Annotated in this window: 22 protein-coding genes, 4 tRNA genes and 1 pseudogene; 6 read left to right on the plus strand and 21 right to left on the minus strand. The window is 52.2% G+C overall.

The genetic code is table 11. The features are described 5' to 3' along the window. Positions 1-27 precede the first annotated feature (27 nt). The 10 genes from VDP81_RS07600 to VDP81_RS07645 form a co-directional block, all read right to left on the minus strand. Positions 28-103: transfer RNA gene (locus tag VDP81_RS07600), tRNA-Trp, on the minus strand. 83 nt (positions 104-186) lie between these two features. Continuing rightward, positions 187-1,377, minus strand: coding sequence for an elongation factor Tu (gene tuf / locus VDP81_RS07605; RefSeq protein ID WP_322995764.1), 1,191 nt, complete (start codon positions 1,375-1,377; stop codon positions 187-189). A gap of 43 nt (positions 1,378-1,420) precedes the next feature. Beyond that, a tRNA-Thr gene (locus VDP81_RS07610) sits at positions 1,421-1,495 on the minus strand. Positions 1,496-1,528: 33 nt separating this feature from the next. Further along, a tRNA-Gly gene (locus tag VDP81_RS07615) sits at positions 1,529-1,602 on the minus strand. Positions 1,603-1,654: 52 nt separating this feature from the next. Further along, positions 1,655-1,741 (minus strand) — tRNA-Tyr (locus tag VDP81_RS07620). Positions 1,742-1,797: 56 nt separating this feature from the next. Then, positions 1,798-2,730, minus strand: coding sequence for a ParB/RepB/Spo0J family partition protein (locus VDP81_RS07625; protein ID WP_323011955.1), 933 nt, complete (start codon positions 2,728-2,730; stop codon positions 1,798-1,800). A gap of 33 nt (positions 2,731-2,763) precedes the next feature. Next, positions 2,764-3,576, minus strand: a complete 813-nt coding sequence (locus tag VDP81_RS07630) for a ParA family protein (RefSeq protein WP_323011956.1) — start codon at positions 3,574-3,576, stop codon at positions 2,764-2,766. After that, the gene (gene rsmG / locus VDP81_RS07635) at positions 3,563-4,243 is read right to left on the minus strand and encodes a 16S rRNA (guanine(527)-N(7))-methyltransferase RsmG (protein WP_323011957.1); all 681 of its coding nucleotides are present in this window, start codon (positions 4,241-4,243) and stop codon (positions 3,563-3,565) included. The genes VDP81_RS07630 and rsmG overlap by 14 nt, the downstream gene beginning before the upstream one ends. Continuing rightward, positions 4,240-6,156 carry a tRNA uridine-5-carboxymethylaminomethyl(34) synthesis enzyme MnmG gene (mnmG, locus tag VDP81_RS07640; protein ID WP_322996414.1) on the minus strand — a complete coding sequence of 639 codons (1,917 nt, stop codon included), beginning with the start codon at positions 6,154-6,156 and terminating at the stop codon, positions 4,240-4,242. The genes rsmG and mnmG overlap by 4 nt, the downstream gene beginning before the upstream one ends. Positions 6,157-6,430: 274 nt before the next feature. Continuing rightward, the gene (locus VDP81_RS07645) at positions 6,431-6,637 is read right to left on the minus strand and encodes a cold-shock protein (protein WP_322995781.1); all 207 of its coding nucleotides are present in this window, start codon (positions 6,635-6,637) and stop codon (positions 6,431-6,433) included. A gap of 222 nt (positions 6,638-6,859) precedes the next feature. Between VDP81_RS07645 and VDP81_RS07650 the strand changes: the two genes are divergently transcribed. Beyond that, positions 6,860-8,077, plus strand: a complete 1,218-nt coding sequence (locus VDP81_RS07650) for a methionine aminotransferase (RefSeq protein ID WP_323011958.1) — start codon at positions 6,860-6,862, stop codon at positions 8,075-8,077. Positions 8,078-8,730: 653 nt separating this feature from the next. Here VDP81_RS07650 and VDP81_RS07655 read toward each other — a convergent pair. Beyond that, positions 8,731-9,780: a metallophosphoesterase gene (locus VDP81_RS07655; RefSeq protein WP_322995783.1), complete on the minus strand. Its 1,050-nt coding sequence runs from the start codon at positions 9,778-9,780 to the stop codon at positions 8,731-8,733. A gap of 70 nt (positions 9,781-9,850) precedes the next feature. Between VDP81_RS07655 and VDP81_RS07660 the strand changes: the two genes are divergently transcribed. Next, a complete protein-coding gene (locus tag VDP81_RS07660) occupies positions 9,851-10,474 on the plus strand; it encodes a Fic/DOC family protein (RefSeq protein WP_322995784.1) in 624 nt (207 codons plus the stop codon). Positions 10,475-10,488: 14 nt separating this feature from the next. On the opposite strand, the gene VDP81_RS07665 is transcribed toward VDP81_RS07660, so the two are convergent. Then, the gene (locus tag VDP81_RS07665) at positions 10,489-10,683 is read right to left on the minus strand and encodes a hypothetical protein (protein WP_322995785.1); all 195 of its coding nucleotides are present in this window, start codon (positions 10,681-10,683) and stop codon (positions 10,489-10,491) included. A 132-nt stretch (positions 10,684-10,815) separates the two neighbouring features. Between VDP81_RS07665 and VDP81_RS07670 the strand changes: the two genes are divergently transcribed. Continuing rightward, on the plus strand, positions 10,816-11,481 hold the full coding sequence (locus tag VDP81_RS07670; protein WP_322995786.1) for a class I SAM-dependent methyltransferase: 666 nt from the start codon (positions 10,816-10,818) through the stop codon (positions 11,479-11,481). A 94-nt stretch (positions 11,482-11,575) separates the two neighbouring features. Here the strand turns inward: VDP81_RS07670 and VDP81_RS07675 are convergent, their stop codons facing one another. The 4 genes and pseudogenes from VDP81_RS07675 to VDP81_RS07690 form a co-directional block, all read right to left on the minus strand. Further along, entirely contained in the window at positions 11,576-12,184 is a 609-nt protein-coding gene (locus tag VDP81_RS07675; RefSeq protein WP_323011959.1) for a PIN domain-containing protein, read from the minus strand. A 12-nt stretch (positions 12,185-12,196) separates the two neighbouring features. Beyond that, positions 12,197-13,349, minus strand: a pseudogene (locus tag VDP81_RS07680) (MFS transporter). Positions 13,350-13,650: 301 nt separating this feature from the next. After that, positions 13,651-13,860, minus strand: a complete 210-nt coding sequence (locus VDP81_RS07685) for a cold shock domain-containing protein (RefSeq protein ID WP_323011960.1) — start codon at positions 13,858-13,860, stop codon at positions 13,651-13,653. Beyond that, entirely contained in the window at positions 13,853-15,022 is a 1,170-nt protein-coding gene (locus tag VDP81_RS07690; protein ID WP_323011961.1) for a reverse transcriptase family protein, read from the minus strand. The genes VDP81_RS07685 and VDP81_RS07690 overlap by 8 nt, the downstream gene beginning before the upstream one ends. A gap of 745 nt (positions 15,023-15,767) precedes the next feature. Between VDP81_RS07690 and VDP81_RS07695 the strand changes: the two genes are divergently transcribed. From VDP81_RS07695 to VDP81_RS07705, 3 genes are read left to right on the plus strand one after another with little or no spacing between them, the layout of a single operon-like run. Further along, positions 15,768-15,926: a hypothetical protein gene (locus tag VDP81_RS07695; RefSeq protein WP_323011962.1), complete on the plus strand. Its 159-nt coding sequence runs from the start codon at positions 15,768-15,770 to the stop codon at positions 15,924-15,926. Further along, positions 15,923-16,129, plus strand: a complete 207-nt coding sequence (locus VDP81_RS07700; RefSeq protein ID WP_323011963.1) for a hypothetical protein — start codon at positions 15,923-15,925, stop codon at positions 16,127-16,129. The genes VDP81_RS07695 and VDP81_RS07700 overlap by 4 nt, the downstream gene beginning before the upstream one ends. Then, on the plus strand, positions 16,126-16,299 hold the full coding sequence (locus tag VDP81_RS07705; RefSeq protein ID WP_323011964.1) for a hypothetical protein: 174 nt from the start codon (positions 16,126-16,128) through the stop codon (positions 16,297-16,299). Before VDP81_RS07700 ends, VDP81_RS07705 begins: the two co-directional genes overlap by 4 nt. Positions 16,300-16,487: 188 nt before the next feature. Here VDP81_RS07705 and VDP81_RS07710 read toward each other — a convergent pair whose 3' ends face one another. The 5 genes from VDP81_RS07710 to VDP81_RS07730 all read right to left on the minus strand — a co-directional run bounded on the left by VDP81_RS07710 (position 16,488) and on the right by VDP81_RS07730 (position 23,080). Then, positions 16,488-17,480 carry a hypothetical protein gene (locus VDP81_RS07710; protein ID WP_323011965.1) on the minus strand — a complete coding sequence of 331 codons (993 nt, stop codon included), beginning with the start codon at positions 17,478-17,480 and terminating at the stop codon, positions 16,488-16,490. Then, on the minus strand, positions 17,467-19,950 hold the full coding sequence (locus tag VDP81_RS07715) for a hypothetical protein (RefSeq protein WP_323011966.1): 2,484 nt from the start codon (positions 19,948-19,950) through the stop codon (positions 17,467-17,469). Before VDP81_RS07715 ends, VDP81_RS07710 begins: the two co-directional genes overlap by 14 nt. Before the next feature lie 203 nt (positions 19,951-20,153). Then, complete coding sequence (locus tag VDP81_RS07720; RefSeq protein ID WP_323011967.1) at positions 20,154-21,047, minus strand: DUF2971 domain-containing protein; 894 nt, start codon at positions 21,045-21,047, stop codon at positions 20,154-20,156. A gap of 69 nt (positions 21,048-21,116) precedes the next feature. Continuing rightward, positions 21,117-21,767 (minus strand): hypothetical protein, encoded by a 651-nt coding sequence (locus VDP81_RS07725; protein WP_323011968.1) that lies wholly within the window; start codon positions 21,765-21,767, stop codon positions 21,117-21,119. Next, on the minus strand, positions 21,764-23,080 hold the full coding sequence (locus tag VDP81_RS07730; RefSeq protein ID WP_323011969.1) for a GIY-YIG nuclease family protein: 1,317 nt from the start codon (positions 23,078-23,080) through the stop codon (positions 21,764-21,766). Before VDP81_RS07730 ends, VDP81_RS07725 begins: the two co-directional genes overlap by 4 nt. Between the last annotated feature and the right edge of the window lies 1 nt (position 23,081).

Here is a 23,081-nt window from a genome sequence, read left to right on the forward strand (position 1 = left end):
ACACCGCCTGTGCGGTGAGATGAATTGTGGCAGGGGCAGAAGGAATCGAACCCTCAACCTTCGGTTTTGGAGACCGACGCTCTGCCAATTGAGCTATACCCCTAGACCCGAAAAACGGAGGTGCGTTGCCACACCCCGTTTTTTTAAAACTATATAGTGAACGGCCAGCCCACTATTATACATCAATTACTTGATGATTTTGGCAACGACGCCGGCGCCGACAGTACGGCCGCCTTCGCGGATGGCAAAACGCAGACCTTCTTCCATGGCGATGGGCGCAATCAGGCAGACCTTGATGGAGATGTTATCGCCTGGCAGGACCATTTCCTTGTCTTCGGGCAGCTCGATCGTGCCGGTCACGTCCGTCGTGCGGAAGTAGAACTGGGGACGATAGCCCTTGAAGAACGGCGTGTGACGGCCACCTTCGTCCTTGGACAGAATGTAGACCTCGGCGTCGAAGTCCGTGTGCGGGCGGATCGAACCGGGCTTGGCCAACACCTGACCGCGCTCGACTTCTTCACGCTTGGTGCCGCGCAGCAAGATACCGACGTTATCACCGGCCTGACCCTGATCCAGCAGCTTGCGGAACATTTCCACGCCCGTGCAGGTGGTCTTGAGCGTGTCATGGATACCCACGACTTCGATTTCTTCACCAACCTTGATGATGCCGCGCTCGATGCGACCCGTGACCACGGTACCGCGACCGGAGATCGAGAACACGTCTTCCACAGGCATCAGGAAGGCACCGTCAATGGCACGTTCCGGCTGGGGAATATAGGTGTCCAGCGCTTCGGCCAACTGCATGATGGCCTGCGAGCCCAGGGGGCCTTCGTCGCCTTCAAGCGCCAGCTTGGCGGAACCCTTGATGATGGGGGTGTCGTCGCCCGGGAAGTCGTACTTCGAGAGCAGTTCGCGCACTTCCATCTCGACCAGTTCGAGCAGCTCTTCGTCGTCGACCATGTCGCACTTGTTCAGGAACACAACGATGTAAGGCACACCCACCTGGCGGGCCAGCAGGATGTGTTCACGCGTCTGGGGCATGGGGCCGTCAGCGGCCGAGCACACCAGAATCGCACCGTCCATCTGGGCGGCACCGGTGATCATGTTCTTGACATAGTCAGCGTGACCCGGGCAGTCAACGTGGGCGTAGTGGCGGTTGGCCGTCTCGTATTCCACGTGCGACGTGCTGATGGTGATGCCACGCGCCTTTTCTTCGGGCGCGTTGTCAATCTGGTCGTAGCCCTTGGCTTCGCCGCCCATTGCCTTGGCCAGCACCGTCGTGATTGCCGCCGTCAGAGTCGTCTTGCCGTGGTCAACGTGCCCGATCGTACCCACGTTGACGTGCGGTTTGGTCCGTTCAAACTTACCTTTTGCCATGGCGCAGACTCCTGTGTGAAATAAGAGAGCTGATATAGAAATGTGGTGCCCATGAAGCGGATCGAACGCTTGACCTCTCCCTTACCAAGGGAGTGCTCTACCACTGAGCCACATGGGCGTAAATCGTGACTGACTATCAGCTGGAACCCGCTGGAGCGGGTGAAGGGAATCGAACCCTCGTCGTAAGCTTGGAAGGCTTCTGCTCTACCATTGAGCTACACCCGCGAGTTTATTCCCTGCTGACAGCGTTTTCTGTGTGGACAGAAAACTAAAGCTTTGGTGGTGAGGGTTGGATTCGAACCAACGTAGGCGCAAGGCCAACAGATTTACAGTCTGCCCCCTTTAACCACTCGGGCACCCCACCTAAAGCGAATTGCGAATTATGAAGATGTTTTGAGCCTGTGTCAAGCGACTGTGGTTTTATTCCTGCTCTTCCAGGACTTTTGATAGTCCTTGACGCTCCAGCAAGGCATCCAGATGCACCCAATCTGAAAAATCAATCACCAATTGGCCGCCCTGACGGGCGCCGAATTTGATTCGCACCCGGGTAGCCAGGTGGTCGGAAAGCGCTTTTTCAAGGCGCTCAAGATCGCCGTTGCCGGGCTTGAGGCCGGATTTGGCGACGCGCCCAGCGCGGGTGGAGATGACTTCGTCATCGTCGCGCAATGCGCGGGCGACTCTTTTTTCCGTATCACGCACGGACAGGCGTCGGACGATGACTTCCTGGGCCAGGAGAATCTGTCGTGCCGCATCGGCAGCCAGCAAGGCGCGCGCATGGCCCATGTCGATATCGCCAGCCAGCAGCATGGTCTGCACAGGTTCGGCCAGATTCAGCAGACGCAATAGATTGCTGGTGGCCGAACGCGAGCGCCCAATGGCGGTAGCCGCCTGTTCGTGGGTCAGCCCGAATTCATCCAGCAAACGACGCACCCCTTGGGCTTCTTCCAGGGGATTGAGGTCCTCGCGCTGGATGTTTTCAATCAAAGCCATGGCCGCCGCGTGCTCGTCGGCCACCTGGCGCACCAGCACGGGGACATCCGTCAGGCCCACGATCTGCGCCGCCCGGTAGCGGCGCTCGCCGGCAATGATCTCGTATTGCCCTGGCTCTTGTTCCAACGGCCGAACCAGGATCGGTTGCATGATGCCCTGGGCGCGAATCGAATCCGCCAGATCGTTCAAGGCTTCTTCGTCCATGCGGGTACGGGGCTGATAGCGTCCAGCCCGCAATACCGCCACAGGCAGCTGGCTGGGCGCGGCTGGGGCGTGACCGGCACCCACGGCATCCAAGGCCCCGCGATCATCACCCAGCAGCGCATCCAGCCCGCGGCCCAAACCTTTTTTTCGTGTCGCCATATATTCAAATCCTGTGTCGTTATCGTGGCGTAATCAGGCGGCGCGACGACGCACCCGGCCCCCTACGCGACGAATGAGTTCTTCGCCGAACTGCAGATAAGCCTTGGCACCCCGGGAAGATTTGTCGTACACCACGCCGGGCATGCCATGACTAGGCGCCTCGGCCAGACGTACATTGCGGGGAATGACGGTTTTGAAAACCTTGTCGCCAAAGTGCGAAATCAGCTGTTCAGATACTTGTTGTTGCAAAGTCACGCGCTGATCAAACATGACGCGCAGCAAACCGATGAGTTCAAGCGATGTATTCAGATTCCGGTAGATGCGCTTGATGGAGTTGACCAGGTCGGACAGGCCTTCCAGCGCAAAGTATTCGCATTGCATGGGAATCACCACCCCATGAGCACAGGCCAAGCCATTCAGGGTCAACAGAGATAAAGTCGGCGGACAGTCGATCAGAATGAAATCGTATTCGTCGCTGACCTGGGCCAGAGCACTTTTCAGCTGCATTTCTCGATTTTCCATGCCCACCAGGTCGATTTCCGCCCCGGAAAGATCACGATTCGACGGCAGCACATCGTACCGACCCGTCTCAGAACGCAGTCTTGCGTCTGCCACCCGAGCTTCGCCGATCAGGACTTGATACAAATTGACCGTCGCCAGGTTCTTGTCAATGCCACTGCCCATGGTGGCATTGCCTTGGGGGTCGAGATCCACCAGCAAGACGCGTTGGCCATAAATGGACAAGGCAGCAGCCAGATTGATGGCTGTCGTAGTCTTGCCTACGCCGCCTTTTTGATTGGCGACGCAAAACACGCGGGCGGAAGGGTTCTGGCTAGCGGTAGTCATGGGATTCCTTGGGTCCGAGTTCCAGCAAACAGCGCTGTGCTGATAATTGAGGAACTTGCAAAGTTGTATTCGAAACCACAGCCCAGCGGCCGGTAGCCTGGAGCTGACGAATTTCATCTTCGGGGTGCTGGCCCTTCATGGCCCACAATACGCCATCATCGGCCCGATGATGCGCCGATATCTCGACAAAATCCACCAGCGAAGCAAACGCCCTGGAGACCACAATATCGGCCTGCAAGCTTTCCATGGCTTCGATGCGGCCATGCAATGCCCGGACGTTGGGCAAGCCCAGCGCACCGGCGGCCTGCCGGATAAAGGCTGTTTTCTTGCCCACGGCGTCCACACAAACAATGCGCCAGTCAGGCTGGCATATGCCCAGGATGATCCCTGGCAAGCCTGCGCCCGAACCCATATCTGCGACCAGCGTGTCACGTCCGTGACGATGTTGCCGCAAAACTGGCACGACCGCGAGGCTATCGAAGACGTGCTGTATCAGCATGTCTTCGGGCTTGCGGATGGCCGTGAGGTTATAAGCTTTGTTCCAGTGCTGCAGTTGTTGCAGGTACGCCAGCAGCAAATCTGCCCGGCCGACATCGCTCGTCATGCCCAGCTGCTCAAGGGCAGCCAACAGGGCAGGTTTGAATTCAGTAAAGGCGTTGCTGCTCATGCGGCTTTCTTACTGCGTTGCAGTCTCTTGAGATGAACCAATATCAGAGAAATGGCGGCTGGCGTTACACCAGAGATCCGGCCGGCCTGGCCAATAGATGTCGGCCGCGCAGTTTGCAGGCGTTGACGAACTTCGGTGGACAGGCCGGGAATCGCTTGATAGTCAAAATCCAGTGGAATGCTTTGGTTTTCCTGGGCTTGCTGACGATCAATATCCAGGCGCTGGCGCTGCACGTAGCCGGCATATTTGACCTGAATGTTCAGTTGCTCGGCATAGTCCGGTGCCTGCAGACCAGGGCCAGCCAGGAGATTTCCTTGTGTGTCGCGCAAGGCCATGAGTTGCAGATAATCAAGCTGAGGACGTTTCAGCAAATCCAGCAGGCTGGGATGCCGGTCTGGGTGCTGAATCGCCAACTGCTGCTGGTCATGAGCACTGAGGACTGCCGGGTTGACCCGGGTTTCCTGCAAACGCTGCAACTCTGCCGCAACCGCATCACGTTTGCGGCTAAACGCATCCCAGCGGTCATCGTCCACCAACCCGAGACGTCGGCCGATTTCGGTCAGGCGCTGATCCGCATTGTCCTCGCGCAGGCTCAGACGATATTCCGCACGAGAAGTAAACATTCTGTAGGGTTCTGTAACTCCTTTAGTTACAAGATCGTCGACCAACACCCCCAGATAGGCTTCCTGACGCGAAACCAGCCAAGGCTCCTTATTCTGCGACCTTAAGGCTGCGTTGGCTCCAGCCAGCAAGCCTTGAGCCGCTGCTTCTTCATAGCCCGTTGTGCCATTAATCTGACCGGCAAAAAACAAGTTTCTGATGGCCTTGGTTTCCAGGTAGGCATGCAAGTGGCGTGGATCAAAATAATCGTACTCGATCGCATAACCAGGCCGCATAATGCGGGCATTTTCCAATCCAGGCAGGCTCCTAACCAACTGATATTGAATATCAAAGGGCAGACTGGTGGAAATTCCATTAGGATAAATTTCACAGGACGAAGCGCCCTCGGGTTCTAAAAAAACCTGATGACTGGTTTTATCTGCAAACCGATGAATCTTGTCCTCGATCGAAGGGCAATACCGAGGACCAACGCTGTCGATTGTTCCGACGTCGCTGTACAAGGGCGAACGATCCAGCCCAGAGCGGACAATCTCATGAGATTGGGCGGTGGTATGCGTAATCCAACAAGGGACTTGTTCCGGATGCATATCCGCCGTACCGAGATAAGAAAATACAGGAACAGGGTCCAGATCACCAGCCTGAGCCTGCGTCTTGCTGAAGTCTATGGTTTTGGCATCGATACGCGGTGGTGTACCTGTCTTAAGTCGTCCCTGTGGAAGTTTAAGTTCCTTCAGCCTCTGCCCCAAACTGGTGGCGGGTGGATCTCCCGCACGTCCAGCAGCATGGTGAGACAGGCCAACATGCATCAGGCCGTTTAAAAAAGTCCCTGCTGTGAGGACAACCGTTTTGGCTCGAAAAACCAAACCAATTTCCGTTTTGGCACCAACAACCCGATCACCTTCCAGAATCAGATCATCAACCGATTGCTGAAAAATCATCAGATTCTTTTGACCCTGCAAAATCATCCGAATAGCGCGTCGATATAAGGAACGATCGGCCTGTGCTCGTGTTGCTCTGACAGCGGGGCCTTTGGATCGGTTCAGTATCCGAAATTGAATTCCTGCAAGATCTGTCGCCCAGGCCATCGCCCCACCCAGGGCATCAATCTCCTTGACTAAATGGCCTTTCCCTATGCCTCCAATGGATGGATTGCAGGACATTTGTCCTAGTGTTTCCATATTGTGAGTCAGTAAAAGGGTAGATGCACCCATGCGGGCAGCGGCTAGCGCAGCTTCAGTCCCGGCATGACCACCGCCAATCACCAAGACGTCAAATTCTTCAGGATAATTCATGTGCGTATTCAAAAGAGACTGTCGCCATTATAGGCGGTCAATGCGATGGGTATGTTTCACGTGAAACACTAATTGTTGTGTGCGCGTGTAATCGTTTGCTTGCACGCAATGTTCCACGTGAAACATCAACCCATGTTTCCTACACAGGTGCACGCGTGAAAACAGCATCAACTGCTGTTGGGGATAAACCTGTGGACAACATCAGGAAAACCGGGTAAAACTTTTAGACGAAAAAAAGCACCCCGAAGGGTGCCCGCAAAATCAGCCGCCTAAATTACATGGGGCGGATTTCTGCAGCCTGAGGGCCCTTAGGGCCATCTTTGACTTCAAATTGAACTGCTTGCCCTTCGTTAAGGCTGCGGTAGCCGCGGCCTTCGATAGCGGAGAAGTGTGCAAACACGTCAGAGCCGCCTTCGTCAGGAGTAATGAAGCCGAAACCTTTTTCAGCGTTAAACCATTTGACTTTGCCCGTTTGAGCCATGATCAGGTACGTCCTAAATAAAATAAAAGAAACAACAATGAATCAAGAACGCGAACCGGAACAGATCGTGCCTGAGTAGCCAATAGCGACAGAGGGCAAGCCTACTGCGAGACGTGCGTGCTGCTTGAATTGCATTGCAACAGGGAGAATAACTACGCAGCAACTAAAGTCAAATCATAGTTTTCCCTAAGACGGATTGTATCCGTGCTAGAGGCTTTATGCATGAATACGTCTAGAAAACAACAGATTTTTGTAAAAACCAAACAAATGCCAACATTACTCTCAAAACTGCCCAATGTGGGCGACACCATCTTCAGCCAAATGAACGCAGTAGCCAATGAAGTCCAGGCAATCAACCTGGGTCAAGGGTTCCCTGATTATCAACCGGACAGTGATTTATTGGACGTGGTATGCCAGGCAATGATGCGTGGTCCAAACCAGTACGCCCCCATGATTGGCGTTCCTGCATTGCGTCAGGCCATTGCCAATAAGGTATTAGCGCTGCAAGGCAGGCAATACGATGTGGATCAGGAAATTACGGTGACTTCAGGCGCTAGCGAGGCCCTGAGCGCGAGTATTTTGGCCCTGGTTCATCCCGCCGATGAGGTGGTGCTGATCGATCCTGCCTACGATCTCTATGCGCCCATGGTGACACTGGCTGGTGGCAAGACAGTACGGGTGGCCATGACACCCCCAGGGGGGGGCCAGTCAAACTTTGCATTGGACTGGGATGCAATCGCTGCAGCAATCAACCGCAATACCCGATTGCTGGTACTGAACTTTCCTCATAATCCCAGCGGATTGACCTTACGCGACGCAGACCTGGATGCGTTGGAGCAACTTGCAGCACAGCATCCGTTTTTGATTCTTTTGGATGAGGCTTATGAACACATTGTGTTTGATGAGCGAGCTTATTGCAGCCCTGTTGCCAGACCACAATTGGCCGAGCGTTGCGTGCTGGTTTCGTCCTTTGCGAAAACGCTGCAGATCACTGGTTGGAAAATTGGTTACTGCTGCGCACCGGCTGCAATCAGCAAGGAAATCCGCAAGGTGCACCAGTACATGGTTTTTTCTGTCAATACCCCGCTGCAGCAGGGGATTGCGACTTACCTGAGCCAAAGCAATGCAACCCAGACGCTATCGCCATTGTACCAGCGTAAACGGGACCGCCTAGTGCAGGGCTTGAGCAAGACCCGTTTGCAGCCATTGCGCTGCGAAGGGACTTTTTTCTTGTTGGTCGATACCAGCAAGCTGGGTGATCAACAGGAAAGACAAATGGCCATCAGGCTGGCCAGAGAAGCCGGGGTTGCCACGATTCCTGTGTCTGCATTTTATGAGAACCCACAGGCTGCGGAAGCCAACCATCAACTGCTGCGTTTCTGTTTTGCCAAGCAGGATGCAACCTTGGACGCTGCAATTGAACGCCTTTCGGTCTTGTAGTGCGTGGCAAGTGGTGAGTTCTTGTTTGTATTACTGATTTCTTTTATATAAAACTGATAAAACTAATGGATGCCTGTGGGTAAGTGGTACAAGTCAAATTTCAATTAATTTTCAATGACTTGTATTATTTTTTTCAGTGGATTGTTCTGTGACTGAGAGTGGCACAGATTGGGGACATTTTTTTTGTTGCCTGGTAAATCCAGGGTTTTGCACGGTGCATCCACATGCAATGCACATCTGCATGTCATAGAGCTTATCCACAGGGCAGACTTTTCCCTGGCGTGAAGATCAAGTCGGTATTTATGTTTTTGTTTGGAAGCCGGCAAATTTCGTTGTTTTTTGTCAGACAGGTTTGCTGTCAAAAAAACATGACTGCCACCATCATTTCTTATTAACTTCAATATCTATATAAGAATAATAATGGGTGTCTGTGGATAAGTAGAACATCTCTATTTTTTCTTATTTGTCAGAGGCTTACAAGGATTTTTCCTGTGGCTGACAATGTGGACGACTGAGGGACGATTTGTGGATGCATTCAAAACTTGGACATGGAAATGACCTTGTCACCAAGTTATCCCCTGGATATGCACGTCATTGCTGCTTAGTGCTTATCCACAGGGTGTTTGCTTGGAAATTTCAGGTTTTAGTTGATTTCAGGTGGTTTTCAAGCACTGCCCGTTGTCGAATACCAGTTGGTTTTCGGGCCATAGCAGGGCAGCCAGGCGATAGTGGGCAGGGTCGATTTGCTTCCCCTGACGACGTTCGCTCCAGCGGCCGCCGACGGAATAGTCGATACAGAAGGCTTGTTGGTGAGCACCATGCCAAGCTGTGGGGCCGATATCCCGAAACAAGCGGCTGTAGCGCCAGGCATCGAGGTGGTTTGGTGTTTGAAAAAGCCGCCAGTAGTGTCCGATGACGACAGGCGTAGGGTCTTGATCCTGATCCCACCATGCAATGCGATCGGAATAGCGCCAGCGGTGGCCAGAATAAAAGGGTTGTGGGCTGCGGGCTTCTATGCCGGATGTCATGCGTTTGATGGGGTTGAATCGCTGCTGCAGGGATTCAAAATCAGCCACAGCATCCAGATAGGGGGGAGGGTTGTCCGGGTCTTCCAGCTGTTTTGCCCATCGTTCTCGTTCGGCCAGGTAGCGTGCCTCCAGGTCGTTTTCCTGGGCAAGACGCTGGATGTGCAGGTCTGCGTCGTGGATCAGTTCCAGAATGCTTCCCAAGGGGATTTTTGCGACGGCCTCGACCGAGGCTGCGTCCCAGGCCGCGTGTACGATGCGTAGGCCGGGCATGCGGATAGCCAGGGGAAGATGGCAGAAAAAATCGCGGATTTCCGGGCGTTGACTGGCATTGGCCCTGGCAAAAGGAGCGTAATGTGGGGTATCTGGCGCGACGCGGCTATCGAAAAACCAACCAGATCCATCTTTTGCATCGTTGGCCAGAAGATTGATTTCGTGGTTGCCTAGAATCGCCAGCGCACGGCCTTGGTCGATCAGTTCGCGGACCCGCTGGATGACGGCAACACTGTCGGGACCGCGATCGCAGAGATCGCCAATAAAGACCAGCCGACGGGTTTTGGTCTCTGGATTGTGATCCAAGTGTTCCAGCAGCTCGTCCAGCGCCTGGATCTCGCCGTGGATGTCGCCGATAATGGCCAGAGGCTGTTGAGTTAGGTTAAGGACTAGTGTTGGGTTCATGTCCCTATTTTCCTTCGCACCGGGATTAAGGACAATGGGCATTATCCGGGGGTATCCAGGGGGCACTCTGATGAACCGATATCAGGTCAGCGGCTGGCAGAACACTAACCAGGAAGGTTCTGGTGGCGAGGTCTTGAAAAATAGATTGGACATCGTCACGCGAGACGATATGGATCATGCCGAGCTGATGCTGCTGCATAAGCTCTACGAGGAGGTTCTACGTTCGCCGCCGGATAGTTCTATCACGGTGCGACTGATCCGCCAGTGGCATCGACGTTGGCTGGGTAATGTGTATACCTGGGCGGGCTACGAGCGCTCGGTCAACATGAGCAAAAACGGATTCCCTTTTGCGGCAGCCGACCGAATCTCGGCCTTGCTGGATGAGTATGACCAGCGTTACCTGGCGCGTTATACGCCGTGCACAGGCATGCAAAGGGCCGACTTGATCGAAGCCATTGCCTTGACGCATGTGGAATTTATTTTGATACACCCTTTTCGGGAAGGCAACGGGCGAATTTCTCGGTTGCTGGCCGACGTGATGGCTGTGCAGGCGGGTCTGGGGCCTTTGGACTACAGTCCCTGGGAGGCTCACCGGACGGATTATATTCAGTCGATTCAGATGGGGCTGATGGGGGATTATCAGCCGATGATGTTCTGGGTGGACAGAATTGTGCCGTCTTTGCCACAGGCCTGATGCAGAGGATGCAATCAGACCAATGCAGGCGAGGCGAGATCCAGGGCAGGAAAGCGGCTGGTGGATCGAAGCTGGGTTTCTATGTCCTGGATGGACTGGCCGGTTTCAATCGCGGTAGAACTGGCGACAGCACGAATGATGCGGCCCGGACTGATGACAGGGGCCGCAGCAGGAAGATTTTGGGCGAGAGGCAAGGCATACGAATGCATGGCTCATTATACTGTGTCGTTGATAAAGCCGCCGATTTTGTTTCAAAGTTTTTCTGTCATAAACAACCATGTAATTCTGATGTATTGTCGCCGACATGGGTATAGCAATATTGCCTGCCTACGGAGATCTGCATGTCGAAAAACCGATTCATCGGTGCCATTCCTCTGGTGCAAAATTTGCGCCAATATCATGCCCGTTATCAGGCGGACATCCAGCGATTCACCGGATTCGCCCAGACATCGTCGCCTGTCATTTTTCTGCGTGAATGGTTGGCACGTCCTGGAACTGTGGGGGCTGTGTGGCCTAGTTCACGCCAGCTTGCCTGCCGCATGGCAGATCAGGTGCCGCTATCGGGCGATGGGCTGGTCATTGAACTAGGCGCTGGTACGGGGGTGGTTACCCAGGCCTTGCTGGATCGTGGAATTTCTGCTGGGCGACTGTGGGTGGTGGAACGCTCGCCGACATTTGTACAGCATTTGCGACACAGGTTTCCTGCCCTGACGGTAGTAGGCGGCGATGCAGCCAATCTGGAATCCCTGCTGCCGACCAATAAAAAAATCGATGCCATCGTATCAAGCCTGCCGCTGCGTTCGTTGCCGCCGGATGTGGTCAGTGCCATCGTGCAGCAATGGCGTACCTGCTTGGCGCCTGATGGCCGCCTGGTGCAGTTCACTTATGCATTATGGGGTCAGAATACCGAGCTTTTGGCTGGATTTATTCCAGAACCCAGCCACTTTGCCTGGCTTAATACACCACCCGCGCGGGTCTGTGTGTATCGGCGGGCCGAATCCTGTTGATATCCAGAAAAATTGGCTAATTATTTGCAAATAATTAGCCAATTTTTTCGTCCTCATTACACATCGACACGGATCAGAGTCACAGACATTACGATCACTGAGGCCTTGTCGTGGACACACCACTTAACAGGCGCTTGAGGCGATGCAGCCGTTCGCGCTGCAGGGTATCGGCCAGCGGTTCGGGCGCATGCCCCAGTGCAACAGAATCAGCGGCCACGGCCTGCACGGCAGCGTCCAGGCACGATGATTCTGCCCGCCACCAGTCGGCCAGCAATTGATCGGGGGAATACGCATCCAGTCCCTGGCGTCGCAATTCGGATCGATTGAAATCTTTCAGATTCCATGTCATGACTTGCACGACAAGGGGGCGCTGCAAGCCGCAGCGTGCTCGCCGCGCCAGGCCGGCTGCAATCACGTGAAAATCCTTGGGGTCGCTGTAGCGCAACCCGACTTCGTAGGGAGTGGTGTTGGATTCCATTGCGCTGGGGAAGCGCTGGTTCATGGCGCTCCATTGTTCTGCCAGTTTTTCAGACGGAATCTGCCACAAACGCGCTGCGTTGCGGCGCCATTCTTCGCCGATGCGTTCGGTCCAGATCGGTTGGAATATGCCCTGATCGGCCACACGCAGCAGTAATTGGCGTTGTACCGTGGACATCAGCACACAGGCATCGAGAACGACGAAGGGAGGGACGGGGCTGGACATGGGCGCAACAAGTCAGGTTGCAATGAAGTTGGCGGATTTCCACTGCAACCCCAATGCCACCACCGCCAGCACCAGCGGTACAAACGAAACCCACAGCACCATATCCCAGTCGTAAGCTGCCAAAATCCCGCCGGATGCAAACGACCCAATCGCCATCGTCCCAAAAACAATGAAGTCATTCAGCGACTGAACCTTGGTTTTCTCTTCAGGCCGATGGCATTCCAGCACCAGCGCCGAGGCACCGATAAAGCCGAAATTCCAACCCAGTCCAAGCAAAATCAGCGTCAGCCAAAAATGGGTGATATCAATACCCATCAGGCCCACCGCTGCAGACAAGCCGCTTAGCAGCAACCCTGCCATCACAACCCGTCCAGCGCCAAAGCGCGCAATCAGTCGGCCGGTAAAGAAGCTGGGTGCATACATGGCGATGACGTGCCACTGCAGGCCCAGGTTCGAGTCGACCTGATTATGGCCGTACAGCTGCATGGCCAGCGGGGCGACCGTCATCAGAAAGTTCATGAGCATGTACGAAACGGCGCCGCAGATGACCGCAGTCGCAAACAGGGGCTGTTGCGCGATGACGCGTATCGGTCGGCCCCCTGCGCGTTCTGCGGCTGTCGGCATGGGCAGCTTGACGCCGTACAGCACGACGGCGGATAGCGCCGCCACGATGGCTTGTGCGATGAAGGTGGCGGCGAACAGATGGGGCGGCCACATGTCCATGGTGTAAGTGACCAATTGCGGTCCGACGATGCCCGCAGCAACGCCGCCTCCCATGACGAAGGACAGAGCGCGTGGCCTGGCCGCCGGGCTGACGCCATCAGCGGCGGCAAAGCGGAACGACAGCACGACCGCCGCGTAGGCGCCGCCAAATAAGGTGCCGAAACAGAACAGCCAGAACGAGCCGATCAGCACCGCCAGTGTCGCCAGCAGGCCTACCAGCACGCCGCAAGCAGTCCCGGCCAGAAACGCCGCGCGACGGCCATGGCGGCGCGCAATGGCGCTGGCTGGGCAAGATGCAGGCCGCCATGCCCACGACGAAAATGGAAATCGGCAGGGTGGCCAGCGTCTTGTCCGGGGACAGCATATTGCCGATGATGGCGCCAGTGGCATACACCACGATGGCGTTTGCGCCGGCCAGCGCTTGCGCCACGGTCAGGCGCATGATGTTGCCGCGCTGATCTTGGGCGGATGGCTCAGAGGGCTCTATATGCGCAGCTGTGGATTCTGTGTTTGCCAAGGGGATTTTGCATCATCATGTCGAGTCTCACAATTCCTGAAAAACGGTCCATTGATTTCAAAGGGCTTTTTCACTAATTGTGAGACTACAAGCAGCCATGTTCTCATAATTACTGAAAAAACGCGGAATTTTTCTCACAATTGCTGAAAATTTTCGAGAGGCCTCTGGCTGTACTGAACATCAAGGTGCTGCATTCTTGGATGAAAACAAAGATTTGTGTCGAACGCTAGGCGACTTCAACTGGATTTACGTTGATGGCTCGTCGGCTTTTGCCTTGGCCCACGATTTGAAATCTGACCAGATCCCCTGTCTTCAACTGTAGGATGCTAGCAGAACAGTTGCTCGCATGGAAAAACACTTCACGCCCCTTCATCGGGGTGATAAAGCCAAACCCTTTCAAGATATCAACAACTTTGATTGTGCCGGTTTCATCCATTTGATGTCGCCTTTGCATATGAAGTACGCATAATTTTGCGAAGGGCACTTGCTTTATGGGGTCTTGTTCTGTGCAAAATTGTTAGACAGTGCATCAGTACATGGAAGCGGCGAGTAAGCATGGCTACCGAGTTTGGACGCATTTTTATTGCAAGGTCTTCGCACGCCCGTTCCAATTGTCGAGCCTTCTTGGAACTATATATTGGCATGCATGAACGTAAATCTTCCGCATAGGCATCTGCACATTTATATTTCAGTCTTTTCAACAGCGTGACATCACCTAAAGCAGAATTATGGAGCTGGTGATACCCGGCTGAGGTTTGCTGACCTGCTGCGTACCGTTGCACGCAATGATGTACTTTCGCTCGTGTTTTTTCTCTATAAGCTGGTGGCAACCCTGCTCTACCATTCCTTATTGATATGCCAGTAACAATCGCCGGGTTTGGAGATTTTTCTAGAGAGTGGATTCTTTGTTTTCCGTCATGGAGCTTAAAGCCCTTCTCGGAACACATTACTCGGACTTTGCCGATCACATTTCTCTTCAGTTTTTCACTTGAGAAACGATTGGAGAAGCTAAGCGTAATGTCGTCTAATAGCCTAGTGTAACGGACTCCTGACCGAACAAACTCTTCGACTAGTTTTGGTTCTCGGTCGTAGAAAACCATATTCGCTATAAAGCTACTTGTAGGTGCGCCTTGTGGTACAGAGCCGTTCAAAGTTACTAATGAAGTGAGTGAGTCCGCCACTTCGTCAGTAAACCTAAGCAAATACTTGAATATCTTGAAGACTTCTTCCCGTTTAATGGAAGGGTAAAAGTTTCTAATATCAAGAGTTATTATGTGGTTTGCTGCTATGTGTTCGCTCGCATTAGTCAGGAAATCTCTCGGTGCGTCGATGTCCTTGATGGAGCCATGTAAATAGCGAGGAAATTTGCAGCCCGAAAAAATTCGCGAATTTATGCGCCGCTGAATCTGCATCAGTGCGGGTTTTGGTGCTGTTATGCTTCGCTTTCCATCACCATGCTTCTTCGGTCTTTCAAAGAACTGGTAACGCGACCCTGCGTTCTTTTCAAAATCGAGAAGAACGTGTTTATCTATGCTTAGAGCTTTTGCTAAAGCCTCTCTTGAAGCAATTGACGTCGAGGCAAAAATAATTCTATCCATACGACTCGAAGAGAGAAAGGGAGGTGAGTCGGTTAATTCAATAAATTGAATAAACCACTCAGGAATAAAACGATGCGTGATACACGCATACTAATCCCGAGTCGCACATTAAAACCGGTTTGCATCATCATGTCGCAGTTTTCCAAGCTACGACACTGGCTGTCCCAACGAACATCAATAAAGCACTTCATAGTTAATACTCCAAGTTAATGTTGCAGCACCATGCTGACAACTGCCATTCAGAGTTCACTAATGAAGCTAAAGAAAGAGCGGAAGTACCGGTTATAACGCTAACTCACCACCATTTATGCCTGACAACAGAAGCAGGTAGGGCGAGGGGCGCTGATACGTCTACGCCGGGGCGACCTCCCTGGTAGCGATCCGAAGATCGTTGCGAATGCAACACGGACGCTCTAACACTGTGTTGGAATAATGACAGCGCGCAACTGGGAGAACCTCCCAGACGAGACAAGATTAAACCAAACGTATCTTAATTGCAAGGGGACTACCACGGGGTTATGTCAGACAGAGTATGGCTGTAGTAATACCTAGTTTGGTGAAATAGGGCATCCAGAGTTGCTCGGGACAGACTCATTGAGTGTTGGAGCTTCAGCGTACTCAAGGAACGCTTGCCCTCATGGCGATGAGGCCCGAAAATATGAGTACAGCTAGATACGCGTGGGTGATCTACTGCCAGCACTTCTGCTTGATAGCAGGACGCTGACAATAGGGGAGAGGACGACCTATGACTTTGACGATTTCCTCGATAGGAGTGGCGTTCGTGCTGGGCCTGATGGCCCTTGGTGTTTTGCTTGCCCAATGCGGTAGCCAGATAGGAACGTGGCTGATCGTCACCGCCGACAAAATCGAACAATGTGGCGAACGATGGAGGGTTCAGCGATGACAGCAAAGTTTCCATGGGGGGCTATCATTGCCTGGTGCGTAGGGCTAGCCCTGCCGTTGGGTGTGATGGTCTGGCAGCAGCCGACTGAGATGCAGGCGATCTACCTGTTGATGGCGCTCACCGTGTTCTACGGTGGTGGTGGTTTGGTTGGATTTTTTGCCAGCGATTGGGCGCAGGAGCGGTGGGGAGGTGAAGCGATATGAGCCTGACGGAAGGTTTTATCTGGGGCACGTCCATCATGATGCTGGGATCAGTGGGACTGCTCGCATTCGCTATGTGGATACGAGTCCAGGATGAACGGTGGCGGGAAAAAGAGGCTCAAGACGCAGAGCGCCAGGCCTTCAGAAAGGCTTTCACGATCCATCAGCACTGACACACTGGAGACTGCGTATCACAGCGAAGCGGACATCGATCGGCCCAACTGACGTTGGTGTCCGCCTTGGTGACTTCAAACCACCGCCCTTTCCGCAGTGTCATCCATTCATCCCTTGCTGTCGAATAGGAATTTACCATCGAGTTTTTCGATCAGTTAGTTTGGCTTGTAAGTACAGAGATTATCTTTCAGCGCTTGAAACAATAGTCGGTGACCTCAATAAATCCAACCTCTTCTCGTTCTAGCTTTGTCTCCAGTTCGTTCAGGTGAGAGATGCTCGGTAATTTATCTGTTCCAGATATCGAGACTGAAAAATCGGCGTTGTAGCGCTTCCCAATTTTTGAAAGTTCATGGCTAAGCTGTTCTAGGATGCTGTCTCTTAATAAAAGCTGATTCCTACGAAACCGGATCAGGCGATGGCAGTCAAAGAAGTCTGAGCGTTTTGTTGAGTCATACTTTCTACCATTCCAACCCGTGCTTCGTGTGGCGCGATATAAAGCGCGTTCTTGGGTATCGTTCCAGGCACTAAAGTCAAAATGGTTTATCGGATTCGGATTTTCGTATGTGGCCGTAGGAGGGAAGCCGACGTTCTCAAATCTATGCTTGTCGAGGGTATATAGCATTTTATTTTGGATGGAAAGTAGTTTTTTTATGGCTTTAGGTATATCGAAGCGCATGACTTTGCTGGCGTCCAATATTCTTATTTCCCTTGGGTGCTCTTCGTTGTCCCGGTCCCAGTGATTTTCTCTGCGTTTCGGTACCCATTGAATGTACCTGCCAAAGAGGGCGATCACTCCCTCAGGTCTGAATGATGCTATATGGATTTCGTCTTGCTCGGTATTTTCGTAAAGAAAATAGTAGGCCCTGCCGAAGAAGACTAGCGACTTGGCTACCTTTTCCACTAGTTGGATTATTGTTTTTTCAATCGAGCGTGAAGAATATCTCGTTCTCACGTTCGATAGTAGCTTTAGCGTGAGAGGCTCGTCGGTCGATTCTATCTTGAAGCTATCCCCATCATGCTGATTCAGTGACGATAGCAATCTTGCAAAGTCCTCATCGAACATTCGACGATTAAAACCAGGGTGTAGCTTTTCTTCAGGGCAAAAGAGTCGATCTATGCCTACTTTGTTTCTTTCGATGAACGAAGGCCGATAAAAAGGTTCAGCTTTAAAGATCTTCATGCTGATCCCCCCTGTTATCACGTAGAGTCTCGGAAAGAGACGTGATGTGGTAATCGAGCTTAAGCTCAGTGGGCTCGATTTGGGGCAATACTTGCGTAGCAAAAAATAGGTGGGATGCTTCCGAAAAATTACTTAGCAATGCATTTACTATCTTGTTTTGGTGCTTTTTTCCCCTTGTCATAGAAAACTGGTCTTCGAATCCATCGTCCCGAGCTTTCTGTTCGAAAGCTATCCTCCAATTTGTCCGAATCAGGGTCCGGGGTGAAGCCGCAATACTAAAGTTGGAGATGTCTGAGAGTCCTATCATCCTTTCGAGATACTTCTGCTTATTGGTGGTGTGATCCAGAAAGGCATTGAAGCGGCCAAGGGCAAAGTCTGCCATCTTGTTGTTGTCGTAATACGCCCCGTACAGGATGGCATAGCCTAAAACTGAGGCCAAATCGTTAACTACTGTCGACATGAGATGCAGACGGAATTCTATGTCTAGGTCTGGGTGTTCCTCTAGGATTTTTGAATCTGCTAGTATTGCTAGAGATAAGAACATAGGGAAAACTTTTTCTAGCGTGCTTTGATCATTTTCCTCAAGTGCGCTGACGCATGCCTCTGCTAGTTCGAAGTAGATTTGCCCGAAATGATCTGGGAGAGCGTCATTGTGTTTTGACTCAAATATATGTTTGACGATATCCGGATTTCCTAGTCTAGTAATTGCGTCCTCCCGGGCAGAGGTTAGTCGCTGAGAGAGTGCTTGGATATCAATTTCAGGCAGGGCATATTGTTTTTCGGTGTAGTGCTGAAACATCCGATATCGACTCATTAACTGGTCGATATCGTCAAACCAATTTGGTAGTTTCCAGTGGCTATGTAAAGAGCTTAAAACGACTTGTGTTGCGGGCTCTGACATTTTTAGCTTGACCAATGTATCAACGAAATCAGGAATCGCCTTTTGATGAAAATCGCAGATTAAAGGAAGTATTTTTGCGTAATGCTGCATCAGTTTCTGTACTGAGAGCTGTTGAACATATTTGGGTTTGGATAGGCGTCTCCCTTCGATCTCTTTCTCGAATTCAATACGGTCGACAATGATTGAGAGTTGCACTTGTAGAAAAGCAGGTAGACTACGGAGAGAGCTTTCAGTCCATTCATCCTTTTCAAAGAACTGCTTTAGCTCTTTCTCGAAGATGATCATTCGACGTAAGGTTTCTAGGCAGAGGGTGCTGCCCAGCGTGGCCCATGTGTCTGCGATAGCTACTTTTAAATTAGGGGCTTCCGTATCTGCTATCAGTTCTGCTGAAACTAAGTATTTTTCGATAATGCTCTTGAGCCTTCCCAGTTCTTGCATTCCAATGTCGAATTGAAATTGCTTCGCATACGAGTCAGCGCGAACTGAGAATCTATTGAGTAACCTCAGGGCCAGGTTGAAGTCGCCAATTTGGAACGCTAGCTCGATATGACTAAGCAATCTATCGATAATTTCGTTTTCAAGCCATTGATAGTCGGTTTTTTGCTCCATCAATGTTTGCTGACTACGTGTTTGTAAAGCGAGGGATGTAGCACTGTCTCCGGCTAAAAACCATTGCTTGTATTTCGGCTTTCGTGGAAACCAATAGCTTTTCTGATCTATTTGATGCTTTTTCTGGAGATAATGAAGCAACAAGATCGTATAGCTCCTGTTCAGAGCGGGGAGGTTGTCTTTTAACCCCTCATTGTCTTTTTTTATACGGTCATCGATGTAGGAAAGTTGTTCAAGCGCTTGCTGTGCTTGCTTGGAATGGTGGTTGGCCAGAGTGTTTGAGTTGCGTGGATTTGCTGCGCTTTCGATGTGGCGTGCGATTTTAGGGAGTACTTCGTTCTCGATCAGTAGCTTGAGGTCAAAGAAGTTGAACAGTCTTTGACCAAGTGGGAACAAAGCTAATGCACTAAGTACTGTCAAAGCCGTACCGACTGAATAGACTAGCAGGCCAGGATCTATTCCAAACGCGGGCAGGGCCGTTGCTGATAAGCAGAACATTGCAGCAAGCACCAAAATCTTTGAGTACACACTGCCTACATGTTCATTGGTGAGCATGTAGATGATGTCCCGGCGTAGCCTAGTGTAGCCGGAGCTTAGAATGATTCCTATGGTGGCGAAGTAGATCGAGAAAATCGCGGTGAGCAGCTGGGCGTATAGCCTGAGCTGTTCGATATTGAAGTTTTTATCTTCTGCATTGAGTGATGGGAGCCCTGATGAGTCGTTCCCAATAGACTTTTCACAAAAAACTAGCCCAGCCAGGAGCAAGGCTACCCAGAGCAGACTTTTCACTCCAATCCAGGCAAAAGCGCCAAAAGTACGGACATTGGCTTTCGTTTGTCGAATTGAAGAGTCTTTCTTGTACAAGACGTTATCGGAGATAAGTTCAACTTGTCTCAGTTTCGTCCTGAGCTTCCAGTACCAAGGCTTGGAGTTCATCCAGATTTTCAGTCGATCAATCACGCACTCTCGCCCAATATTTAATACACCCGGTCTAGCAGGTCTGATCTGTTCCCCAACGAGGGTAGGTAAGGCTCAGAATTCAGGTTTTCCTGTGAGGGTGCGGATATGCCTGTTGCCCTGGATGAGGGCATCACTGTGTCTTTCCAACTCAATCTGCACAACCATCCCGTGACAAGCGGGGTTTGGCATCTCGAAAAAAGCCCTCACAAAATCTTGTTAACCAGTTGACTAGCTGGATGCTTCTCAAGCATCCAACGAGCCATCTGGCCCAGATCGCCATCATCATCGACAAAGATATGCGCTGTTCTTGGACTCACAATAGGACTAGATTTCGGGTAGGGGTTTTCGAGTTTTATTATTTCATTTCGGAATCCGTACCCATAATTAGAGATAGCTGCCAACGAAAGAGCAATTTTGGAATCCTTGACGGCTTTCCAAATCTCTCTTTGGTGTTCGGCACTCGCCCGCTCCCCTAACGTTATGGATTTTATACACTCCACTGGTATTGACATGACATAAACGGGAAATTTTGAGTCATTCGAAACTCTATGGCAATTTGATAGACTACGAACCAGTCTTACTTCTTGTTCGTACCGCCACTCTTCTGGTTTCGTACATAGTTCAGCAATTGGAACGGGATTTCCATCAGAGATATATGCGGTTATATCTTTCTTTGGCCGCACACTCTTATACTCCACCTCTATTTTCCCATGGAAAAATTCATGGGAGTCATCGAATTCCACCACGGCCCCAGCATACTGATCCGCGTAATGAGACCACATCAAAAGAGAATCTCTAGCCTTGGATAAGCAGAGAATCCCAATCGATTCATTTAACTCATATAAAATATCCCGCGAGTTGAGATCATTGCAGAAATCAGACTCAAAACCATTCGCCAAAGAACCGTCACCCTGAAGCCTTCTCTCAGAGAACAAGTCAAATTGAATAGCAATTTTGTTGGCAGAAAAAGATTGGGGAACATGTAATTCAGGCAGCATCTCGAATGGATCATTAAATGCTCCTGGTTGGGTGAGGCGAATGTTCCCATTCAAAATTTTCTTCAACGTATCAATAGAAACGTATTTATATAGTGACATAAACACCTCGCATCACAACGAAGCAGGCCTCAACCGGCCTGGCCGACATTGATGTCCGCTTTGTTGGTATCAAACCTTCAGCTTCAAATCCTCTTGCATGGTCTCGCATTCCGCGAGCCACTGCTCCCGACCATAGCGATACCCAGGAAACTCCTGCTCCAGCGTAGTTTTCCCCTGCAGTAGCCGCTTTCCAAGATCAGCCAAAACCCGGAGCTCGGCCTCATCGCGCACCTCTAGCGGCACGACGAGATGGACGCTCGTGGACCATGACAGTCGCTCACGGCGGTAGCTGGCGTGAACGTCGAAATCAATGCCGTCAGTCCGCAAGGTGTTGGTGATGGCATCAACCTTGTCGTAATACGCGCCTAGTTCGCCCTGCGGCGTTGGCTGTGTGTAGCTCGCAATTCGCTTGCGTGAACGGCCTGCCTGTTGATAGTTGGGTATGAAGTCGGCAAAGATATCGTGCTGCGGGGGCTCCCCCGCCTGGTTCCAGGCCCTCTCCTGGGTTTCATCTTCGTAGACCATGCGAGGATGTCTCCACCGAACCATGACGCGCCGATCACCCAGAATGAAGCCTACGTCGTCCCACCATGACAACGCGGTGCGGCGGCTTTCCTCATACACATGCGGAATAAAGAGCCCGTCTTTCATGACCCATTGGCAGCGGCGATGGTAGTTCCGCTGCGATTCGCGCATCTGTTCAAGGCGTTTGATTTTCACGTCACGTCTCCCACCTTCTTGACCAGCCGGTTCGTGGTGTTGTCCATCCGGTACTGGACGATGCTGCCATCAATGATCCGTCGGACCACCTCACGGGCGGTATCCAGGGGGACTGAAAACCATTCCCTGGGTTGGTGGGTTTTTCCGTCCCGACTGTTCAAGGTGATGTTGAGTCGTTGCGTATGCAAAAAGCCGTGGATCAGCGTCTCGAACTTGTTGGGGTTCATGTTGTAGCACTCGACGCATGCCAGAATCCTGATGGGCGCTTCGAGGAAGGCTACGTCCCGCACAGCGTTTTTGGTCCGATCTTCCACTGTCTGCTCGGTATACCCGATCTTCAGCAAGTTCGGGATGGCCTTCAACTGAGGATCGTCGCTGAGCGTGGTCACAAAGTAAATTTGCCCGGCCCGCTTGTCCCGGTGCGAGATGTTGTTAAAGGCATCGACCACAGCGTCGGCCTCTCGAATGATGCGGCGGCCCGTCTCGTCAGCGAACAGACGCTTTGCCAGGGACTGCAGCAGATGATTAGATTCAGTGCCGTTCTCAAAGATGACGCGCAGCCGGGGGTCATACCGGCCTGTGCTATCAAGGCGGTACTCGCCGATCTTGTCGATCAGACACAGCACACCTTCCAGAATGAAGGCATCGCCTTCTTGCACCTGTGAGGACTGCTGAAAACGTATGGTTTGCACTTCACCAGATTTCAGGCCTTCGTGCAGATCGCGGAAGATGTGCTCGAATTCGTAGAAGTCGTCGCATACCCTGCGCTGGGCGATTTCATCGGGGGCCTCTCTGTCGGACACCACTGGCACATGCTGGATGTCGAAGATCTCCTGGTCCCCCGGGTCCAGTTCACCAAAATCTGCGCTGGCAAAGATCTGATCCAGGGAGGTGATGTTTTCGGCTGCGGCGACCGCCGCCGGTGTTTCGGCCACCGTTTCATCAGATGAGGGGGCGGGCGGGGATTCCCCGGTAGGGGCCTGCTCTCTTTTGCCCGGTGCGTCTTCCGGCTTGGCTAACAGGCCGTGACGATCATAGGGGCGCAAGGCCTCGTGCAGGCTGACATTTTCTGCATAGCCCGCAAGGCGTCTGGCAAGCAGCTTTTCGGACAGTTCGCCCTGATCGCTGGGCAAGCGACGGTGTTGATCCACGAACGCGCTGATTTCCTCAAAGTGGGCGAACTCCAGCGGCGCATGCTTGCCGATTCGCTTTGCGGCGACATCCAGCAGGCCGAACTCGTCGGGGCCGCTGAAGATGTCATCCAGTGATGGGCGGGTTTCAGCCTTGCCCTTATTGTGTCGAATCGCAGCCATG

Source organism: Castellaniella sp., assembly GCF_034675845.1.
Lineage (GTDB): Bacteria > Pseudomonadota > Gammaproteobacteria > Burkholderiales > Burkholderiaceae_B > Castellaniella.

What these genes read in the sequence shown, in the direction of transcription:
- tuf (WP_322995764.1), bottom strand. Translation starts at nt 1,377, where the DNA reads ATGGCAAAAGGTAAGTTTGAACGGACCAAACCGCACGTCAACGTGGGT.
- VDP81_RS07625 (WP_323011955.1), bottom strand. Translation starts at nt 2,730, where the DNA reads ATGGCGACACGAAAAAAAGGTTTGGGCCGCGGGCTGGATGCGCTGCTG.
- VDP81_RS07630 (WP_323011956.1), bottom strand. Translation starts at nt 3,576, where the DNA reads ATGACTACCGCTAGCCAGAACCCTTCCGCCCGCGTGTTTTGCGTCGCC.
- rsmG (WP_323011957.1), bottom strand. Translation starts at nt 4,243, where the DNA reads ATGAGCAGCAACGCCTTTACTGAATTCAAACCTGCCCTGTTGGCTGCC.
- mnmG (WP_322996414.1), bottom strand. Translation starts at nt 6,156, where the DNA reads ATGAATTATCCTGAAGAATTTGACGTCTTGGTGATTGGCGGTGGTCAT.
- VDP81_RS07645 (WP_322995781.1), bottom strand. Translation starts at nt 6,637, where the DNA reads ATGGCTCAAACGGGCAAAGTCAAATGGTTTAACGCTGAAAAAGGTTTC.
- VDP81_RS07650 (WP_323011958.1), top strand. Translation starts at nt 6,860, where the DNA reads ATGAATACGTCTAGAAAACAACAGATTTTTGTAAAAACCAAACAAATG.
- VDP81_RS07655 (WP_322995783.1), bottom strand. Translation starts at nt 9,780, where the DNA reads ATGAACCCAACACTAGTCCTTAACCTAACTCAACAGCCTCTGGCCATT.
- VDP81_RS07660 (WP_322995784.1), top strand. Translation starts at nt 9,851, where the DNA reads ATGAACCGATATCAGGTCAGCGGCTGGCAGAACACTAACCAGGAAGGT.
- VDP81_RS07665 (WP_322995785.1), bottom strand. Translation starts at nt 10,683, where the DNA reads ATGCATTCGTATGCCTTGCCTCTCGCCCAAAATCTTCCTGCTGCGGCC.
- VDP81_RS07670 (WP_322995786.1), top strand. Translation starts at nt 10,816, where the DNA reads ATGTCGAAAAACCGATTCATCGGTGCCATTCCTCTGGTGCAAAATTTG.
- VDP81_RS07675 (WP_323011959.1), bottom strand. Translation starts at nt 12,184, where the DNA reads ATGTCCAGCCCCGTCCCTCCCTTCGTCGTTCTCGATGCCTGTGTGCTG.
- VDP81_RS07685 (WP_323011960.1), bottom strand. Translation starts at nt 13,860, where the DNA reads ATGGATGAAACCGGCACAATCAAAGTTGTTGATATCTTGAAAGGGTTT.
- VDP81_RS07690 (WP_323011961.1), bottom strand. Translation starts at nt 15,022, where the DNA reads ATGGATAGAATTATTTTTGCCTCGACGTCAATTGCTTCAAGAGAGGCT.
- VDP81_RS07695 (WP_323011962.1), top strand. Translation starts at nt 15,768, where the DNA reads ATGACTTTGACGATTTCCTCGATAGGAGTGGCGTTCGTGCTGGGCCTG.
- VDP81_RS07700 (WP_323011963.1), top strand. Translation starts at nt 15,923, where the DNA reads ATGACAGCAAAGTTTCCATGGGGGGCTATCATTGCCTGGTGCGTAGGG.
- VDP81_RS07705 (WP_323011964.1), top strand. Translation starts at nt 16,126, where the DNA reads ATGAGCCTGACGGAAGGTTTTATCTGGGGCACGTCCATCATGATGCTG.
- VDP81_RS07710 (WP_323011965.1), bottom strand. Translation starts at nt 17,480, where the DNA reads ATGAAGATCTTTAAAGCTGAACCTTTTTATCGGCCTTCGTTCATCGAA.
- VDP81_RS07720 (WP_323011967.1), bottom strand. Translation starts at nt 21,047, where the DNA reads ATGTCACTATATAAATACGTTTCTATTGATACGTTGAAGAAAATTTTG.
- VDP81_RS07730 (WP_323011969.1), bottom strand. Translation starts at nt 23,080, where the DNA reads ATGGCTGCGATTCGACACAATAAGGGCAAGGCTGAAACCCGCCCATCA.